The sequence below is a fragment of the Acinetobacter lwoffii genome, assembly GCF_022809915.1.
GTDB lineage: Bacteria > Pseudomonadota > Gammaproteobacteria > Pseudomonadales > Moraxellaceae > Acinetobacter > Acinetobacter lwoffii_M.
On record NZ_JALGQY010000002.1, the window covers coordinates 133,162 to 149,092 of the forward strand.

Annotated in this window: 10 protein-coding genes; 5 read left to right on the forward strand and 5 right to left on the reverse strand. The window is 44.9% G+C overall.

Features of this window, described 5'->3' with window-relative positions; genetic code table 11:
- Positions 1 to 89: 89 nt before the first annotated feature.
- The 3 genes from MTX11_RS02240 to MTX11_RS02250 all read right to left on the reverse strand — a co-directional run bounded on the left by MTX11_RS02240 (position 90) and on the right by MTX11_RS02250 (position 6,301).
- Entirely contained in the window at positions 90 to 1,682 is a 1,593-nt protein-coding gene (locus tag MTX11_RS02240) for a peptide chain release factor 3 (RefSeq protein ID WP_004647433.1), read from the reverse strand.
- A gap of 143 nt (positions 1,683 to 1,825) precedes the next feature.
- Positions 1,826 to 3,679 (reverse strand): putative bifunctional diguanylate cyclase/phosphodiesterase, encoded by a 1,854-nt coding sequence (locus MTX11_RS02245; protein ID WP_243474246.1) that lies wholly within the window; start codon positions 3,677 to 3,679, stop codon positions 1,826 to 1,828.
- 435 nt (positions 3,680 to 4,114) lie between these two features.
- Entirely contained in the window at positions 4,115 to 6,301 is a 2,187-nt protein-coding gene (locus MTX11_RS02250) for a carboxy terminal-processing peptidase (RefSeq protein ID WP_243474247.1), read from the reverse strand.
- A 200-nt stretch (positions 6,302 to 6,501) separates the two neighbouring features.
- Between MTX11_RS02250 and nagZ the strand changes: the two genes are divergently transcribed.
- Together nagZ and MTX11_RS02260 are read left to right on the forward strand one after the other, a co-directional pair.
- Positions 6,502 to 7,524 carry a beta-N-acetylhexosaminidase gene (nagZ, locus tag MTX11_RS02255; RefSeq protein WP_243474248.1) on the forward strand — a complete coding sequence of 341 codons (1,023 nt, stop codon included), beginning with the start codon at positions 6,502 to 6,504 and terminating at the stop codon, positions 7,522 to 7,524.
- A 122-nt stretch (positions 7,525 to 7,646) separates the two neighbouring features.
- Complete coding sequence (locus MTX11_RS02260; RefSeq protein WP_243474249.1) at positions 7,647 to 8,510, forward strand: class I SAM-dependent methyltransferase; 864 nt, start codon at positions 7,647 to 7,649, stop codon at positions 8,508 to 8,510.
- A 28-nt stretch (positions 8,511 to 8,538) separates the two neighbouring features.
- On the opposite strand, the gene MTX11_RS02265 is transcribed toward MTX11_RS02260, so the two are convergent.
- The gene (locus tag MTX11_RS02265) at positions 8,539 to 9,876 is read right to left on the reverse strand and encodes an alpha/beta fold hydrolase (RefSeq protein WP_243474250.1); all 1,338 of its coding nucleotides are present in this window, start codon (positions 9,874 to 9,876) and stop codon (positions 8,539 to 8,541) included.
- A gap of 322 nt (positions 9,877 to 10,198) precedes the next feature.
- Between MTX11_RS02265 and MTX11_RS02270 the strand changes: the two genes are divergently transcribed.
- The 3 genes from MTX11_RS02270 (at position 10,199) to pta (ending at position 15,330) form a co-directional block, all read left to right on the forward strand.
- On the forward strand, positions 10,199 to 11,464 hold the full coding sequence (locus MTX11_RS02270) for a glutamate-5-semialdehyde dehydrogenase (RefSeq protein ID WP_243474300.1): 1,266 nt from the start codon (positions 10,199 to 10,201) through the stop codon (positions 11,462 to 11,464).
- 451 nt (positions 11,465 to 11,915) lie between these two features.
- Positions 11,916 to 13,136: an acetate/propionate family kinase gene (locus MTX11_RS02275; protein ID WP_005103172.1), complete on the forward strand. Its 1,221-nt coding sequence runs from the start codon at positions 11,916 to 11,918 to the stop codon at positions 13,134 to 13,136.
- Positions 13,137 to 13,191: 55 nt separating this feature from the next.
- Complete coding sequence (gene pta / locus MTX11_RS02280; RefSeq protein WP_243474251.1) at positions 13,192 to 15,330, forward strand: phosphate acetyltransferase; 2,139 nt, start codon at positions 13,192 to 13,194, stop codon at positions 15,328 to 15,330.
- Between the two features lie 231 nt (positions 15,331 to 15,561).
- Here pta and MTX11_RS02285 read toward each other — a convergent pair whose 3' ends face one another.
- Positions 15,562 to 15,801: a DUF2171 domain-containing protein gene (locus MTX11_RS02285; RefSeq protein WP_004729548.1), complete on the reverse strand. Its 240-nt coding sequence runs from the start codon at positions 15,799 to 15,801 to the stop codon at positions 15,562 to 15,564.
- Between the last annotated feature and the right edge of the window lie 130 nt (positions 15,802 to 15,931).

Here is a 15,931-nt window from a genome sequence, read left to right on the forward strand (position 1 = left end):
TTATTAATTGCTTAAATGTAGCATAAAATAAAACAGCTTCCGGAGAAGCTGTTTGATATTTTTAAACTTTAGCTGCGTAGCCTGAAAGTTTAGTGTTCGCGCGTATTGTGGAACACGATGTCCGGATAACGTTCTTGCATGAGCTGTAAATTCACCCGGCTTGGTGCAAGATAAGTCAAATGACCTCCACCATCGACAGACAATTGGTCATGAGCTTTTTTCTTGAATTCGTTGAATTTCTTCTCGTCATCACAAGACACCCAACGTACTGTGTTGATGCTGACCGGTTCGTAAACACAGTCGACCTTGTATTCTTCTTTCAGACGGTAAGCCACCACTTCAAACTGTAGCACACCTACAGCACCTACGATCAGATCATTGTTATTCTGCGGCATGAATACCTGGGTTGCCCCTTCTTCTGAAAGCTCTTTCAGACCTTTTTGCAGCTGCTTGGATTTTAGCGGATCTTTCAAGCGGACACGACGGAACATTTCCGGCGCAAAGTGCGGAATACCGGTAAACTGAAGTTTCTCACCCGAGGTAAATGTATCACCGATCTGGATGGTGCCATGGTTATGCAGACCAATAATATCACCCGGCCAGGCTTCTTCCAGATGCTGACGATCGCCAGCCAAGAAAGTTAAGGCATCGCTGATGCGTACATCTTTGTCCAGACGCACATGCTTCATCTTCAAGCCTTTCTCATACTTGCCTGAACAGATTCGCATGAAAGCAATACGGTCACGGTGTTTCGGATCCATATTGGCCTGAATCTTGAAGACAAAACCGGTAAAGCCTTCTTCATCCGCTTCTACAACACGATCTTGGGTCGGATGGGCTTTAGGAGATGGTGCATATTGACTGAAGGCATCCAGAACATGGTCGACACCAAAGTTACCCAAGGCTGTACCGAACAACACAGGCGTTTGACGACCGGCCAGGAATTCTTCACGATCTAAAGGCTCATTGGCCATTTGTACCAGTTCCAGCGATTCTTCAAATGCTGCCCAAGCCAGTTCACCCACTTTCTCACGAAGATCAGGATAGTCATAACCATCTCGCACTTCGATCTCGGTAATGACTGAACCGAAACCGGCTTTATACACGTAGAATTTTTCTTCGATTAAATTGAATACACCGGCAAAATCACGGCCAGTACCGAGCGGCCAGGTGATCGGGACACATTTAATTTTTAGAACGTTTTCGATTTCATCCAGAAGCTCAAGCGGCTCACGGATTTCACGGTCCATTTTATTGACGAATGAAATGATCGGAGTATCGCGCATCCGACACACTTCCATTAGTTTAATGGTTCGGTCTTCGACACCTTTTGCCCCGTCAATCACCATCAGCGCCGAGTCTACCGCGGTTAGGGTACGGTAGGTATCTTCCGAGAAGTCTTCATGTCCCGGGGTGTCCAGAAGATTGATCATCTTGTCTTTGAAAGGGAACTGCATTACCGAGGTAGTAATCGAAATGCCACGCTCTTTTTCCATTTCCATCCAGTCCGATGTTGCGGCCCGGTCAGATTTACGGCTTTTTACCATCCCGGCCACCTGAATGGCCTGACCCCATAACAGCAATTTTTCTGTCATGGTGGTTTTACCGGCATCGGGGTGGGAAATAATAGCGAACGTACGTCGCTGGGCGACTTGTGCCGCCAGTTCTTGCTTAAAGCTCATGAAATATACCTACTGCTCAATGCACAGCATTCGAGATCAAATTCGATCAATATGAAAAAAATTGGCGATATTGTAGCAGAGTTTCAGGGTGGAGTTCCGTGAGCCATGTCGTCTATCCTGACGCTCAATCAATTAGAGCGCTATTAATGGAATTGTAAGTTTTCTAGTCGTTGTTCATCTACCGGCAAGCCCAGTAAAAAACCTTGTAACTGTTCACAACCCAGTCGGGTTAAAATTTCCGCTTGCGCTTCAGTTTCAACACCTTCGGCGGTTACCACCAAGCCCAGTTTCATGGCCAGCTGAATAATGCTTTCCAGAATCATTTCTTCTTTGGAACCGACTGCCAGATTTTTGATAAATTCACGGTCAATTTTTAATTCATCTACGGCGAAATTCTTTAAATAGAGAAAACTGGAATGCCCTGTACCAAAATCATCAATGGCTAGACGGATGCCCATTTGTCTTAAGCGCTTAAAGCTGCGCATACTCACATCAATATGATGCATGGCAGTCGATTCAGTAATCTCGATCATTAAATGCTGAGGACTGATTTTATATTGTGCAAATAACTTTTCTAAAGTACTAAACAAATGCTTATGCTCAAATTGTACTGCAGACAAATTGACCGCGATAGGGAAAAATTCAGTATGTGTCTGTTGCCATTTTTGAATCTGCTGACAGGCCAGCTCCAATGCACAATAGCCCATTTGAATAATCAGTCCGGTTTTTTCAGCCGCATTGATAAACAGATTCGGGCCGAGCAAACCAAACTGGGGATGGTTCCAGCGAATTAATGCCTCTACCCCACACAAGCTACGGTCTTTGGTCCGAAACTTGGGCTGATAAAACAGCACAAACTGCTGCTCTTCCACGGCTTTATATAGGTCATTAATCAGGGTACTCTGGCTCTTGCTTTCATCCTGGTCGGTAGAATAATTAAAGACTGAATAGGTATTGCGCCCCTGATACTTGGAACTCAGCATGGCGGCATCAGCATTGACCAGCAGATCCTGTAAATTCTTGCCGTGTTCCGGATACATGGCAATGCCAATACTGCCCGAGATATGAATACTCTTGCCTTCAATCAGAAAACTTTCCTGAATCAGTTCAAGAATCTGTTCTGACATTTTTGCAGCTTTGGCGACAGATGTGTTTTCCAGTACCAGCAGAAATTCATCCCCACCAATTCTGAGCAGCTTGGAATGATGGCCTAATAACAGATGAATCCGCGTGGTCAATTGAATCAGCAACTGATCACCGACCAGATGGCCAAACACATCATTGACTGCTTTAAAACGATCCAGATCGATATATAATAAAGCAATTTCATGCTGCTGTTCGGACTGACCTGAAAACAGCAGATTTGCATATTCAGCCAGATACAAACGGTTAGGTAATTTGGTCAGATTGTCCTGAATGGTCTGATTTTCAATTTGTTGATTGGCCCATGCAAGCTGACGGTTGCGTAATCCCACACGCAGTTCGGACACGATGATACAAATCAGCGTTACCAGCAGCAATCCACTCATCAGTATCATGGCCAGAAATAGCTGATCATGTGCCTGAACTAATTCCGGTGACTGTTGCATATGGGCGGCAGTAAAATTGAATGACATCATGCTAATAGAGTGCATGCCAAAGATGCCGAGTGCGATCACACCTGCTACGAGAACTGCCCGGAAAAATGACCAGGTACTTCTGGTACTTAACCAGAGGGTAAACATAGCGGCAATACATATCACCAGAACAGATAGAAGCAGCGCCCCCCAATCCAGCTCGTATTTATTCAGCACAAAACCTGCTGTCAGCCCGATAAAATGGATCAACCAGATGAGTAGGCCCAATAGTATGGCGGTTAGCATTAAACTGAAGATTTTAAAGTTTGGCTGTGAAGCGCCTGAAGCAATTTTTTTAATCCGTGCGATGAGAGAGCAAGCGACCAATGCAGAAAGAACGGAGCTGATGACCAGACCAATATCATGCTGAATGTCAATCATATAAAATGTTCCCCAGCGGTGATCATTTTTATTATGCTCTGCACTGATATTTCCATTTTCACCCGGTCAAATTTGAACTCAGTAAAATCTCAAGACTGACCATCCATGCAAGCCAATTGATCTGCAACAGCATCAGTCTTAACTAAAATTTAGAATTTATATTTCTTTCATTCAAGGTTGAGAATTGCCCCAAAAATAAGACTCAACAGAAAAATAAAATATGACTTATATATTAGAAGTGTTTCAAATTTAAGCAAATATTTAGCTTCATTTTTTTAGCTCATTTATTCGATCACCATCACAATTTTTTTCTTTTTATTTAGACAGATGGCACTTCATAGCAAAATTTTATTTGGTCTTTTGTGCAGATTTGCAAAATAAAAAAATAGCCTGTCGAAACAGGCTATTTTAATGAATGATAAATAAAGTTAAATCTTAGGATTTTTTCTGTAATTTGGCATAGTCCAGTAACACATTTGCCGCTTCAATCACAAACGCTTCTTCTTCAGGCAGAGCCGGACGTTCTTTGGCCTTCATCTTGGCACGTGTTTCAATCAAGGCATCCAGTGAAGCCTGATAACTTTCCCAGTTTGGATAAGGTTTCAGACCTGTTGCAGCACGGCGCGTGTTTTCTGCATCCAGCGTTTTTTGCTCCATGGCAATCAACTCAGCTTTACGCTGTTGCAAGTCCAGTACCTGACGTTTCTCTTCTTCGGCTTTCTTCATCACGGCTTTACGCTGTTCTAAATACTTGAACTGAGAATCCAGTGTGACCCGTTGCTGAGAAAGTTTAGCTAATTCAGGAACGTATTTCTGTACAGCCCCTTCACGTTTAAATGGTGCCGTTGGAATAGTATCCCACTGCAAGGCATTTTTAGCCTTACGCTCACCAAACTCTTCGTTATAAATATCGACCAGTTTAATGTCCGGAACAACCCCTTTATTCTGGGTACTACCACCGGTCACACGATAGAATTTACGCTGCGTCAGCGTCGCCTGACCATGCGCTAAACTATCCAGTTGCACCTGTGCTGTACCTTTACCGGTGGTGGTACTACCAATCACAATCCCGCGTTCATAATCCTGAATCGCAGCAGAGTAAATTTCACTGGCCGATGCAGAGGCCAGATTCACCATCACTGCCAATGGACCCGCATAAGTTTGTGCACCACCATCATCATCTTCAAAGACGCTGACATTACCATTGCCATCACGGATCTGCACCACTGGGCCAGACTTGATTACTTGCCCTAGCATACGTGCCACTTCTTCCAGTGAACCACCCGGGTTATTGCGTAAATCAACAATAATCCCGGCAACATTCTTCGCTGCCAACTCTTTCAAGGCTTTGTTGGTATCTTCGGATACCGAACGATAATCCGTACCGGCACGGCGTGCGCGATAGTTCAGGTAGAATGACGGAATTTCGATCACACCATATTGATATTTCTTGCCATCGCGCTGAATGTCGACTACACGTGTACGCACACCGGCATCTTCTTCCTGAATCACGTCACGGGTAATAGTCACATTACGGGCCTGCCCCATGGCAGCACCCGCACCGAGTAAGCGTAAAGTGACTTTCGTGCCACGTTTACCACGAATCAGACCGACAATTTCATTACTTGGCCAGCCAATGACATCGACCATCTGTTCGCCGTCTTGGGCCACACCAATGATACGATCCCCTGATTTGACCTGACCGGATTTGCTGGCCGGACCACCTTCAACGATGGTTTCAATTTTGGTGTAATCTTCATTGCCGCGTTCCGGGCGAATCGATACGCCGATGCCTTCCAGCTGTAAAGTCGTCTGACGATTCAGCTCCATCGCATCCACAGGCGGGAAGTAATTGCTATGTGGATCATAAGTCAGCATCATTGCATTCAGTGTCTTGTCGAGCACATCATCGCTCTTGATGCGGCTGAGACGTTCCAGCTGACGGGTATAACGCTTGGTCAAGGTTTGCGCAGGCGTCAGATCTTCAGGACCCGTCAGGTCTTGTCCATTCGCCAGTTCCGGATTGGCTTTCAGGGCTTTCTGCTTGGCCAATTCCTCTTCTTTACTGATGGTCAAATTGATCAGCTGAGACACCAGCATTTTCGACCAATGCGCGCGCTGTTCAGCCTCAGTTTTAAAGAACGGCGCTTTTTCACGATCCGTTTCGATATAAACATTCGGCTGATTCAGATTCTGCGGTTTTTTCAGTTCATTCAACATATAGGTGTAGAACTGCTGCAAGCGCTGTTGATATTGCGCATGCATTTCATAAGGACCAGACAAATTGCCGGCTTTCAGATTGGCACCAAAATTGGCACCATAGCGTTTCTTATAGTTTTCAACTTCTGGAGCCAAAAACAGACTATGTTCCGGATCAAGACTATCAATATAGAAATCAAAAATACGCTGTGAGGTCTGGGCATCCAGACGCATATTTAAATAATGCTGACGGTCAACCAGGGTTGCCAGCTGACGTGACACCAGCGCCTGCTCTTGAGATGGCTGAATTGCTTTACTGACCACTTCATTACTATTGGCCGCAATCGCATCATTCACTACATGGGTAAAAAAGAATCCACCTGTCGCAATCGCAACTGCGCAAGCTATAGTTTGAAATTTCATAAATAATTCGTACTTCCTTGGCCTAGAGACCAATGTGACCGTGTTGCTTTTCGACCAGAATTTAACGTATTCAGCATCTTAAACAACTTAATATGTTTATGTCGTGTAGTTTTATCATATTCTGTGCTGACAAAGTGTAGCAAATCATTGCAGAATTCAGGTATTGTTTTCTCCGAAAAACTCTAAAACGGATTCCGCATATGATTGGCGCATTGATGCTCGACATCGCAGGCACAACCCTCACTCAAGAAGATATTGAACTATTAAGTGCGCCGCAAGTCGGTGGAGTGATTTTATTTGGTCGCAATATCGAATCTCCGGCGCAAGTCCGTGCTTTGACCGATCATATGCGTCAGGTGCGTCCTGATATTTTAATTGCGGTCGATCAGGAAGGCGGTCGTGTCCAGCGTTTAAGACAAGGCTTTACCCTGCTGCCTGCAATGGGAAGATTTGGCGAACTTTATAGTAATGATCCACAGCGTGCTTTGGAACTGGCTGAAAAATGCGGCTGGCTGATGGCAGCTGAAGTGCTGGCTGTTGGCATTGATTTCAGCTTTGCCCCGGTACTGGACTTGAATGATATCAGTGATGTGATCGGTGATCGTAGCTTTGCCCAAAATATCCAGGACATTATTCCACTAGCCAGCGCATTTCTAAAAGGTATGAAACGTGCCGGTATGGCTTCAACTGGTAAACATTTCCCCGGGCATGGCTCGGTCAAAGCGGACTCACATGTTGCTGCAGCGATTGATACGCGCTCCTATGCAGAAATCCAGCAAAAAGACATGCGAAGCTTTATCCAACTGCAACCACAACTAGATGCGCTGATGCCGGCTCATGTCATCTATAGTCAGGTCGATCCCAATCCGGCAGGCTTCTCGGAATTCTGGATTCAGAAAGTTTTACGTCAGGAGCTTGGTTTTGACGGTGTCCTGTTCTCGGATGATTTAAGCATGCAGGCCGCATGTGTCGCAGGCGGTGCCGATGCCCGAATTCAGGCCGCACTCAAAGCTGGTTGTGATATGGGTCTGGTCTGTAATGATCGTGCGGCACAATGTATCGCACTGGAAGGAATTGAAGATCTGCCCCTCCCGAACCAGCAACGCCTGGAACGCATGCGCGGCAACATCCCGAACATCCAGATTGGTGATGAACTGGATCTGGGTGAAGAATGGCGCGAGATCCGTGATGAAATACTGGCATTTAAACAGCAGCCCAGCTAAAACTTTTTAAATCCAATCAATATGAAAAAGGGGCACGACAAGGTGTTCCTTTTTTATTATAGTAATGAAAAGTTTACACTTTTATTTAATCAACTTAAAAATAACAATAAGGTCAGAACTATATGACAGACTCACTTTCGCAACATCGCCATATTTCTTTTACGGCGCACTATACCGGCTATATCTGGTATCAAATGGGGATCTCACATCCAGCCTTTGCTACATCCAAAGGCAAGTTTCTGGCCAAACTGTTGCATCCACTTGAATCCTGGGCGGAACGCCATGTTGGCGGTAGCATGCGTACGACACTTAAGCAGCGCCATCAGATGATTGATGAGCATCTGTGTCAACTAATTGAGCAACACCCACAATTTCAGGTTCTTGAAATTGCCTGCGGACTATCTCCACGCAGTTGGAATTTTAGACAGAAATTCTCCGAGATTAATTATCGTGAACTGGATCTGCCCGATATGGCCAAGATCAAGACCCAGGCTTTACAGCAAATTGATCAGCATGCACCCGAAGTCCTGACTGCCGATATTTTTAGTAAAGAGTTGGACTGTATTTTTCAAATGTTTGACCGCAACCAACCCTTGGTCGTCATTAGTGAAGGACTGATTAATTATTTTGCTCAGCACATGCTGTTTACCTTATTAAAAGGCGTCACGGAATATGGACAGCAATTTAGCGAAATCCATTATCTCAGTGATATTTATCCTGAACCGGTCAAAAATAAATTGGCAAGTTTTATCTGGAGCAGTAGCCGTCTGCTTAAATTCATGTCTCGCAGTGCGTTTACCTTTCATTTTAAATCTCCCCAAGAACTGCAACACTTTTTTCAAGATGCAGGATTTGACCAGATTGAGGTACAACAACCCCAACGTTATTTTGCCGAGCCTCGTCAGCCAAACCCGACACCAGAACAAGATGAACATTTAGGTGATCTGGTGTGGATGATTCATGCAGTGAAAAAAAACAGCGTTTAAGTACGCTGTTTTTTATGATGATGTTTTTTTAAATTGCCGCATCAAATACTTCAGCTTGTGACAGCATTTTTTGCATTTGTATGAAGTGCAATAAGCGTTCTGCGACTTCAAAACTGCCATGTTTAAATAAAGCACGCAGCTGGGTATCATCCTGTTCAAAGATTAGGCATTCAATCTGAAATTCCCCTGCTTCATCTTCCAGATGCAAGGCCAGATCACGTGGATAAGCTGTTGCGCATACTGCCTGTTCTACATCTAACTCCAGCAATACCCCAAAGAAATTCATGTCCACGATCTCTGCTTTTAAAATGAGATCAGAATGACGATGACTGAGGAAACGCTGTGAATCTTGCACCTGAATCCGCTCTTCACCGCGACGTTCAAGCTGCTGTATCTGCTCAGGGCTAAACGGAATAATTCCCGGCAACTGATCGACCGGTTCATCACGTAAGAAGGTTGCAAACAGATGCATGGTTTCTTTACGACGTTGTAACTGCGGTACATGATCGGCGCCTGCAATTTGTACATACTGCATATTCGGACATTGCAGGGCAAAATTGGCATTCTCATGTGGCAAGGTAAAACTGTCATATTGCCCACATGCCACCAGCACTTTGCACTGTGGAATCGGCACATTGGTCAGACGCAATAAACGGTTGCAATTGATATCATAACGATCCTGTTCGGTGGCCGTAAATTCCGCCATCTGTTTAAAGAACAAACGCTTTGCAGTCGGTGACATCCGGGTTTCTGTTAAACGTGCATGATTCACCAGGTACAAAATGACGGCCTGACCAAATTCATCCATACGCTGTTCTTTCATTAGATGCAAAGACTCTTCCAGCAGCATCCGCCAGCTTTTACGGGTTTTCTGCATCACACCCATCAGGATCATCCGATCGACCAGTTCAGGACGCTGATCTGCCAAACAGGAAGCCACCACTGAACCCAAGGACATGCCTAGAATTGCCACTTGCGGCAGCTGCATCTGTTCCAGCCAGCGCCCCAGCATCGCAGCAAGGTCTTCAAGCTCCAGTGTTCCGGCAGACAGACCTGTGTCGACATTACTAATCTGCTGGTTGGCCCCCATGGACGGTAGGTCAATCAGAATGATGGGACCTGCATCAAAAAGCTGTTCTACACAGTATTTGTAGGAATTAAAATTCTGGAAAGCTCCCCCAATAATCACCATGGGTCTTAAATGTAAGGTATCCGGACGGGCGATCGCCATATATTCGATTTTCCAGCCATCCATCCAGGTGGTGCGTGGTGGCTGCTTAAAACTGTGCTTATCATAAAAATCAAAAAAACCATCGTGGCTATGTGGTTCCAATACATGGGCATCCATGTGGATAATGGAATTCATATTCCTTTTCCTCCGTCCTTGCCTTATTTTTATTGTGCAAGTCATGCTTAACAGATCTTATAATTCAGGCGCATTCCGGTGTGCCTAAACACGCATCCTGCTCTTTAATAATTATAAATGACATCAATGTCGCGTGTTTCATTCTATACAGAGCTGCTTTTCACAAGCAACCGCTTCAGTAACCACTTATCTGCTTTTAAACAGAAAACAATTTCAAAATGTTTAGAAGTTTGCGAAAACAGATGATTTTTAACAGATGGGCTTCATTGTGCAGCAGCAGGCTGTTAATATCGAAATGAAATTTCTAAGTGATCAAACCGCTATGCAAGAGTCTATTGAACAATACATGCAAACGGTAGGACAGCAGGCACGCCAGGCGTCTCGCATTTTGGCTCGCGCGTCCACCCAAATTAAAAATAATGCGTTATCTGCTATTTATACGGCTTTAGAAAATAGCCAAACTGCTATTTTGGCTGCTAACCAGAAAGATATGACTAAGGCGCATAACAGCAATCTGGACTCAGCCCTGCTTGATCGCTTAGAACTCAACCCCGCACGCTTTAAAGATATGTTACAGGGCCTAAAAGATGTCATTGGCCTGAAAGATCCGATTGGTGAAATTAGTGATATGGCTTATCGCCCATCCGGGATTCAACTGGGCAAGATGCGTGTGCCTTTGGGTGTGGTCGGCATGATCTACGAATCACGTCCTAATGTCACGTTGGAGGCTGCATCACTCGCGCTCAAATCAGGCAATGCCATTATTTTACGGGGCGGCTCAGAAGCTCTGGAATCGAATCAGGCAATTGCAGTCGCGATTCAGCATGGTCTGAAAGTCGCAGGCTTGCCTGAGGCTGCCGTACAGGTCGTGAATACGACTGACCGCGCTGCAGTGGGCCAGTTGATTACCATGACCGAATATGTGGATGTGATTGTGCCTCGTGGCGGCAAGAGCCTGATCGAACGGATTACTGAGGAAGCACGCGTACCGGTCATTAAACATTTAGATGGCAACTGTCATGTCTATGTGGAAGCTCAAGCGGACTTGTTGAAAGCATTGCCTATTGCGCTCAATGCCAAAACCCATCGCTACGGCGTATGTAATGCCATGGAAACCCTGCTGGTCGATGAAAAAGTCGCTGAAGAATTCTTGCCACGCATCGCAGAGCTTTACCAAGAGAAAAAAGTCGAACTGCGTGGTTGCCGGGAAACCCAGCGTATTCTTGGAGATGCAGTCATTACGGCCACTGAAGAAGACTGGTATACCGAGTATCTGGGTCCGATTCTGGCGATCAAAGTTGTTTCGGGTATAGAAGAAGCCATTGAGCACATCAACAAATATGGCTCGCATCATACTGATTCCATCATTACAGAAAACTACAGTCTGGCACGCGAGTTTTTGGCGGGTGTAGATTCAAGTTCGGTCATGATCAATGCCTCTACTCGTTTTGCAGATGGTTTTGAATATGGCTTAGGCGCAGAAATCGGGATTTCGACCGATAAAATCCATGCTCGTGGCCCAGTCGGACTTGAAGGCCTGACGTCGCAGAAATGGATTGTCTTTGGTGATGGTCAGATTCGCCAATAAGTATTCAGATCGCTCATTTAAAACCGCCTCATTTATGAGGCGTTTTTTTTATGGGCAGATAAATTCACACTGAAATAGATGGATCAGAACCTTCGGGTCATTTTATTGATAAATCTCTTTATAGAATTGTATGTAGAAACAATATTTGCCTTTTCAGGCGCTAAACTAAAAAACCAATCTGTTCTAAAATAAACTTTAAGCAGAATTGAGTATTCTTATTGATTATATTTTCAGCATCATTTTATTTATAAATGAAAACTATGAACTGATAAATTTTAGTTATTATTGTTAAATCGGTCGATAATGCTTAAGTCTAATCTGCTAAAGTCTATCTAGGACAGAAAAAAAACAAATGTTAAAACATATTCATTGATCTGGATTGCTGCTTCATTGTCCGCAATTGGGTCAAGCAAATGGACGAGAATTTTAATTAAAAATTGGGTAATCAATCGTGTCTAAATCAGTATTAGTTATTAATTGTGGCTCTTCTTCAATCAAGTTTGCATTACTTCTTGAGGAGCAGAATTTCCGTATTCATGGTTTAGCTGAGAACTTAGGCACAGAGAATGCTCGCATTAAAGGCGTGACGGTTGGCAATGAGCCGGTCGATATCCACATTCCATTTGCTGACCACAAAAAAGCACTCGAAGTCGGTCTGGAACGTCTGGCCAACTACCGTCCGGACGCGATCGGTCACCGTGTCGTACATGGGGGCAGCCTAACCAAAGCTGAACTAATCAATGACGAGATTATTGAAAAAATTCGTGAAGCAACGCCGCTTGCACCATTACACAATCCGGCACACCTGATTGGTATTGAAGCTACCAAACGTTTATTCCCGGAATTACCACAGGTTGCGGTATTTGATACTGCCTTCCACCAAACCATGCCAGCGCATGCTTATCGTTATGCCCTACCGAAATTCCTATATACCGCCCATGGTGTACGTCGCTATGGTTTCCACGGGACGAGTCATGCCTATGTTTCAGAGCGCGGTTCTGAACTGGCAGGCAGTTTCAAACAAGGTGGCTGGTTAACCGCGCATCTGGGTAATGGTAGCTCGACCTGTGCCGTGTGGAATGGGAAAAGTGTAGATACCTCAATGGGCTTAACCCCGCTTGAAGGCATTGTTATGGGCACACGCAGTGGCGATGTTGATCCAAGTCTGCACAGCTTCCTGGCGAAAAACCTAGGTTGGGACATTTATAAAATTGACAAGATGCTGAATAGCCAAAGTGGTCTTTTGGGCTTGTCTGATCTGTCCAATGACATGCGTACGCTGATTGAAGCTTCAGAACAAGGCAATGAAGATGCCACACTGGCGATTGAAGTATTCTGCTACCGTTTAGCTAAGTCTCTGGCAGCGTTGAGCTGTGGTCTGCCACGTCTTGATGGTCTGTTCTTCACTGGCGGCATTGGCGAAAACTCAGCGTATATCCGCGAAAAAACCATGACTTACCTGCCTCATTTCGGTTTCAGTCTGGATAAAAATGCCAATAATGAGCTGAAACGCGGTACTGAAGGTCGGATCGATTCAGGTACAGGCCCACAAATCTGGGTAGTGCCAACAGATGAAGAAGGCCGTATTGCCCGGGAAGTTCAAAGTGTGGTTGAACTTGAAGTGGAGCGCAATACTGCAAAAAAGTCTCAAGCTGAGGTAATGCCTGCATAAGCAGGCTTTAGCTTCTTTTTCACTGATTTTTATTATTCTGCGACTGACATAATTTATGAAAACAATTTTATTGGTTCCCACGGGGGAAGGCGTAGGCTTAACTTCTGCATGTTTGGGCCTGATTTATGCACTGGAATGCCAAGGGGTAAAAGCTGGTTTCCTGAAACCTTTTGCCCAGGAATTGAATGAAATCGAAGACCGCACCACGGCTTTGTATCGTCATATTTCTCAAAGTGAAACGGTTGAACCTATCCGTTATAGCAAAGTCTTGCAGCAGATCAATCTGGGTGAACAGGATGAATTGCTTGAAGAAGCGGTGCGTCTGCATCGTCAAATTGCTAAACAGCATGACCTAATTATTGTCGAAGGGCTGTTGCCAAATACTCAGGACAGTTTTGCCGATGATTTGAATGCTTCACTGGCACAAGCACTGGATGCCAAAGTTATTGTCGTCAGCAATGCCAATATTCAGCAGCCAAGCCAAACCGCAGATAAAGTTGAACATCAGCTGCGTAATTTTGGTGGCGCTAGCTCTACCCGCCTTGCGGGCATCATGTTGATGCGCACCAAAGGCCTGCCTGAAGAATCTGCGCAGATTCCTGTCACGCTGAATCCGGATTTACGCCTTAAAGCTGAAACCGCCGAATTTATCACCGCCATTCAGCAGACGCATCCGCATATTGGCTCTGAAAAATTACCAGTGATTGGCTTGGTGCCTTTCAGTAAAACCTTAAGTGTGCCGCGCATGTCTGATCTGGCTGCACATATTTCTGCCTACTGGATTAACGAAGGCGAAGCCAAACAGCGCCGTGTACAACATAGCAGCCTGATTTCAGCCAATATTGAACATGAATTGCATAAATTTGTGGCTGGCGAATTAATTATTAGTGCCTCTGACCGGATTGACGTATTACTGGCAAGTAGTCTGGCCAGCAGTAATGGGATTCCTTTGGCCGGTCTGGTGCTGACTGAACATCAACAGCCAAATGATCATGTACTGGAATTCTGTCAAGCTGCCATCAAGCAAGGTTTACCGATTTTACATACGCCACTTAGCACTTTTGAAGCCGCACAAAAACTGGCAAATCTCAGCAATGAAATTCCAGTGGATGATACCGAACGTGCAGATCAGGTGACACGTTTTGTTTCAAGCCATATCAATCCGGAATGGCTGAATCAAATGTTGAATGGTTCTTATAAGCCACGTCTGTCACCTTCCGCTTTCCGTCATGAACTGGTACAGAAATCGATTGCTGCGAAAAAACGTATTGTACTGCCAGAGGGTGATGAACCGCGTACCGTACAGGCTGCGGCCATTTGTCAGGCGCGTGGTATTGCACAGTGTATTTTGCTGGCCAAGCCTGAAGCTGTGCTAGAAGTAGCCAAAGCTCGCGGTATTGAATTGCCTGAAGATCTGGAAATTCTTGATCCGGATCTGGTGCGTGAAAACTACATCGACAAGATGGTGGAGCTGCGTAAAGGCAAGCTCAACGAACTACAGGCCCGTGAACAACTGCAAGATACAGTAGTACTTGGCACCATGATGCTGGCGCTGGATCAGGTTGACGGTTTGGTGTCGGGTGCAGTGCATACCACGGCGAATACGGTACGTCCTGCTTTCCAGCTGATTAAGACTGCTCCGGATTACTCACTGGTATCTTCCGTATTCTTTATGCTGTTGCCAGATGAAGTCTATGTGTATGGTGACTGTGCGATCAATCCGGACCCTGATGCAGAACAGCTGGCCGAAATTGCAATCCAGTCCGCCGATTCTGCCAAAGCCTTTGGTATAGATCCACGCATTGCCATGATTTCCTATTCGACAGGAACTTCGGGTACTGGCGCTGATGTGGAAAAAGTCGCGGAAGCTACACGCATTGCCAAAGAACGTCGTCCTGACCTGTTGATTGATGGGCCATTACAATATGATGCAGCATCGGTGGAAAGCGTGGGGCGCCAAAAGGCACCTGATTCACAAGTGGCTGGACGTGCCAATGTATTTATTTTCCCGGATCTGAATACCGGTAACACGACCTATAAAGCGGTACAACGTGCTGCCAATGTAGTCAGTGTTGGACCAATGCTGCAAGGCTTGAATAAGCCGGTCAATGACCTGTCGCGTGGTGCCTTGGTCGATGACATCGTGTTTACCATTGCCTTAACCGCGATTCAGGCCGAGCAGCAAGAAGCTTAATACTTCTTGAATTTAAGTTTTCCAAACCATCTGATTGAAAAATCAGGTGGTTTTTTTATAAAAAAACACTCATAGCTTCAATAAATTCAGCACGCGATCATTATCTCGTTTTAATAAACAATAAAAATGCCAGTCTTTCGAACTGGCATTTTCAACGGTTACTCATAAAGTCTGTGACATAAAAAATTAAGCTGAAGCAGCCCTGCTTTTCAGTCCACTAACTTTAATTTCTTATAAGGTAGTCCACTCTTTACGTACCTCTTCCGCAGTTTTATTGAGCACGACGCTATCGTCTTTGATTTCACTTACCCAACTCAAGGGAATCAGATGATGCTCATTATTTTCATCATCACTTCTTGTTAATTTAATTGAATCCTGACCTTCTAAATGGTCCACCTTCCCGACTTGAGTACCACATGAAGCAATGACTGAAGCATGTTCTTTAATATCACTTGCATTAAAATTGTTCATTCTACTTGCCTGTTTCTAGAAGTTGAGAGAAACAGTCTAAGCAATAAAAAATGCCGCATGTGTAAGGGTTTTCAGGCTTTGAGTTTTTCTGGGTTAAAAATGTAAATGGTCAACATGGCTTGAGTAAGCT

What these genes read in the sequence shown, in the direction of transcription:
- MTX11_RS02240 (WP_004647433.1), bottom strand. Translation starts at nt 1,682, where the DNA reads ATGAGCTTTAAGCAAGAACTGGCGGCACAAGTCGCCCAGCGACGTACG.
- MTX11_RS02245 (WP_243474246.1), bottom strand. Translation starts at nt 3,679, where the DNA reads ATGATTGACATTCAGCATGATATTGGTCTGGTCATCAGCTCCGTTCTT.
- MTX11_RS02250 (WP_243474247.1), bottom strand. Translation starts at nt 6,301, where the DNA reads ATGAAATTTCAAACTATAGCTTGCGCAGTTGCGATTGCGACAGGTGGA.
- nagZ (WP_243474248.1), top strand. Translation starts at nt 6,502, where the DNA reads ATGATTGGCGCATTGATGCTCGACATCGCAGGCACAACCCTCACTCAA.
- MTX11_RS02260 (WP_243474249.1), top strand. Translation starts at nt 7,647, where the DNA reads ATGACAGACTCACTTTCGCAACATCGCCATATTTCTTTTACGGCGCAC.
- MTX11_RS02265 (WP_243474250.1), bottom strand. Translation starts at nt 9,876, where the DNA reads ATGAATTCCATTATCCACATGGATGCCCATGTATTGGAACCACATAGC.
- MTX11_RS02270 (WP_243474300.1), top strand. Translation starts at nt 10,199, where the DNA reads ATGCAAGAGTCTATTGAACAATACATGCAAACGGTAGGACAGCAGGCA.
- pta (WP_243474251.1), top strand. Translation starts at nt 13,192, where the DNA reads ATGAAAACAATTTTATTGGTTCCCACGGGGGAAGGCGTAGGCTTAACT.
- MTX11_RS02285 (WP_004729548.1), bottom strand. Translation starts at nt 15,801, where the DNA reads ATGAACAATTTTAATGCAAGTGATATTAAAGAACATGCTTCAGTCATT.